The sequence below is a fragment of the Ruegeria sp. CDSA021 genome (assembly GCF_059612325.1).
The window spans coordinates 1-2,811 of sequence record NZ_JBXWQJ010000046.1; the positions used below are offsets into that span (position 1 = coordinate 1).

A 2,811-nucleotide genomic window follows, 5' to 3' on the forward strand; every position below is an offset into this window, starting at 1 on the left:
AGATCAGACATGTTCACCGCTCAGTTTTAGAACCGTGAATCATGCTGCAAAACGAAAATCAATGGGTCCTGACCCTACCTAAGTCGGCAACAAACACTGAAACCTTAATGCATTGAGACAACCTCTCGGGGCTGTGGGCGCACTGGTCGTTACAAGGGTTCATTAATTGTCACTATTGACAATATACTTTACGTAGTTATTTGTCAGATGTGACAATAAACGAGAGAAACCATGCCCCGCCCCAGCCTGAAAGACCAGCGATCAGAACAGATCCTTGATGCATATCTCACCTGTGTGTCCCGTTTCGGATTGGAGGGGGCAACCCAAGAGCGAGTCGCCACTGAGGCCGGCGTCAAACGACCCATCCTGCGACACTATTTGGGCAACAAAGACCAGATGACCGGGGCCCTTATAAACCATGTTGTAGACAGGTTTGCGCAGGCGACAATCTCCCTTCGGGGCGCGTTGGAACCAACAGGCACGACAGCAGATCTGATCGATCTGCTGTTTGATAAATCTGTCCCCAATGATCCGCGTGTAATGCTGGCCTACCAGTCGCTTGTCACATCCGTCGCCAATCACCCGTCAATGCGACAACCCCTTGTCGACAGCCTGGAACGGTTCTTTGAGGTGATCGAAGTTGTCTTGAAACGGGCTGCCCCGGATGCCTCTGCCACACAGATCCGCGCAGTCTCTCAGGGGATTGCCGCTACATATGTGAACTTGGATTCCCTGACCCCGCTCAATCCGCCTGAAGCGTGGCGCGAGGAGCTGAAACAGGCGGCACAGATTCTTGCCGCCAGCTTGGGGACGACCGTATGAGCACCCGAAGCCTTTTCAACTATACCGCTTTACCAGTTCTTTTGGTTGCGGCTGTACTGGGGCTCTACTGGGTTTGGGGTCTGCTGTTTCTGTGGTGGTTGGTGCCATCGATCATGACAGGCCAGACCGCGCTGGTCTTTGACATCACACGCGATCAGGACCCTATCCTTTTCTGGGCAGTAGCGATCCTTTGGGCTGTGTTCGGCCTGATGATGATCGCGGCCAGCCTGTTTCCGACCTACGCCATCTGGCTTGTTTAAGAGGTTTGCAATGACCCGCATGTATCACCGCCTTCCCGTTGACGCCTATACATCACAAGATTGGTTCGACCGCGAACAACAACTGATCTTCTCGCGAACCTGGCGCTATGCCGGGTTGGCTGAGGATGTGCCGGAACCCGGTCATTTCATTTCGGTCCAGGCCGGGCTGAACAACATCTTTATCGTGATGGGGCGCGATCACCGTCTGCGGGCATTTCATAACATCTGCCGTCACCGTGGTACACAGTTGATCCGGGCTGTCGGGAAAACGCAAAAGGCGCTGACGTGCCCCTACCATGACTGGACATACGACCTTGAGGGCAACCTGATTTCTATTCCCGATGAAGCAAAGGAATATCCCAATGGGGTCGACAAATCCTGCCTCGGCCTGAAACCCGCCAGTGTCGATATCTGGCGTGGTATGCTTTTTGTGCATCCTGATCCAAATCCGCCAAGCCTTGTTGAGTGGTTCGGTGCGGTTGATCCGCTGTTGGGACCACACAAACCGGAAGAGTTGATGGAATATCCCGATGCGCGGCAAAGCTATGAGATCAAGGCCAACTGGAAGATCGTGGTCGAGAACTATATCGACGTCTATCACCTGAGCCATCTTCATTCGAACACGCTCCACATGTATGATCATGCACGGGCGGAATACGGCTGGAAAGGTCCGCATTATCACTTCTGGGAACCGCCGGCGTCTGATTATGCAAAGGATTTGGAGAAAAACCTGCCTACACCCCTGGCAATACCGGAACCCCATATTGGGGCCTGGGTGCCAATGCTGTTTCCCGGTATAGGGCTTGGCGCGGGCGAGGATAGCTGGAACATCTTCATTATCACGCCCTTGGGTCCTGATCTGACGCGCGTGGAAAACCGCACCAAACTCGCGAATGCCTCAGGGTGGGAATTTCAGAAACAGGAATGGAGCAGTTGGAGTTTCTGGAAGGATTTCGGCGGCCCGAAATATCCTGACAGCGACGCAATCGGCGAAGATGATCCAATGGCGTCAGGTGATTTCACTGCCGAGGACATATACGCCTGTGAGCAACAGCAAAAGTCTTTGACCAGCCCGTTTTTTGAGGTCGGCCCAGCCGCCAACGGAGAAAGCCCCGTTGTCAGACACCAACAAGCAATCCTGGACTTCCTTGAGACACAAGAGGCCGGAACTTAGCCAGATGCCTTGAGTCAATATCGGATCACTCCTTCAATTGACTGTTCGTACACCTCCATCCACTCCGGCAAATTTGGAAAGCAAATGAAACGCATTTTTGCAACCTTGATCGGTACGATCCTGGCAACCGGACTGGTCTTGGCCAGTCCGTCAGACGAACCCGAGGACCTGGCGGCGCGCTATCTCAATGCAACAGATGAGGCAGCAATCGCCGCGACTTGGACAGACTGGCACCCGAAGGCGGTGCATACCGTCACGATCAAATACGGGCTGGGCCAACAGGATGAGCAGTTTTCCTATCCAGTGGCCGATTGGGAAACACTTCCTGATTGGCATCAGGATCCCACAGTGGTCGACGCGAGCTAGGGAGGATCTGTTGCATACTTTTGGCTGTTGACGAGGTCAGATGCTGCGGGTGAATGACTTTCAGTATTATCAGTCGAAAGTCAGTTCATGATTTCCTTCAAAGGCGCGCAACATCCGAAGGATGTGATCCTGTTCGCGGTGTTTTTCTATGTCCGATACGGTGTGTCATACCGGGATCTGGAAGAAATC

The 2,811-nt window shown here is 53.3% G+C and carries 4 protein-coding genes and 1 pseudogene; all 5 read left to right on the forward strand.

Going from position 1 to position 2,811, the window contains the following annotated elements:
- The first annotated feature begins 231 nt into the window (after positions 1-231).
- Entirely contained in the window at positions 232-822 is a 591-nt protein-coding gene (locus tag AC2FLD_RS22370) for a TetR/AcrR family transcriptional regulator (RefSeq protein ID WP_050604439.1), read from the forward strand.
- On the forward strand, positions 819-1,082 hold the full coding sequence (locus tag AC2FLD_RS22375; RefSeq protein ID WP_496674516.1) for a hypothetical protein: 264 nt from the start codon (positions 819-821) through the stop codon (positions 1,080-1,082). Before AC2FLD_RS22370 ends, AC2FLD_RS22375 begins: the two co-directional genes overlap by 4 nt.
- Positions 1,083-1,092: 10 nt before the next feature.
- Positions 1,093-2,256 (forward strand): aromatic ring-hydroxylating oxygenase subunit alpha, encoded by a 1,164-nt coding sequence (locus AC2FLD_RS22380; protein ID WP_496674519.1) that lies wholly within the window; start codon positions 1,093-1,095, stop codon positions 2,254-2,256.
- Positions 2,257-2,340: 84 nt separating this feature from the next.
- Positions 2,341-2,622, forward strand: a complete 282-nt coding sequence (locus AC2FLD_RS22385; RefSeq protein WP_496674522.1) for a hypothetical protein — start codon at positions 2,341-2,343, stop codon at positions 2,620-2,622.
- An 87-nt stretch (positions 2,623-2,709) separates the two neighbouring features.
- A pseudogene (locus AC2FLD_RS22390) lies at positions 2,710-2,811 on the forward strand (IS6 family transposase); the annotation flags it as partial.

What these genes read in the sequence shown, in the direction of transcription:
- AC2FLD_RS22370 (WP_050604439.1), top strand. Translation starts at nt 232, where the DNA reads ATGCCCCGCCCCAGCCTGAAAGACCAGCGATCAGAACAGATCCTTGAT.
- AC2FLD_RS22380 (WP_496674519.1), top strand. Translation starts at nt 1,093, where the DNA reads ATGACCCGCATGTATCACCGCCTTCCCGTTGACGCCTATACATCACAA.
- AC2FLD_RS22375 (WP_496674516.1), top strand. Translation starts at nt 819, where the DNA reads ATGAGCACCCGAAGCCTTTTCAACTATACCGCTTTACCAGTTCTTTTG.
- AC2FLD_RS22385 (WP_496674522.1), top strand. Translation starts at nt 2,341, where the DNA reads ATGAAACGCATTTTTGCAACCTTGATCGGTACGATCCTGGCAACCGGA.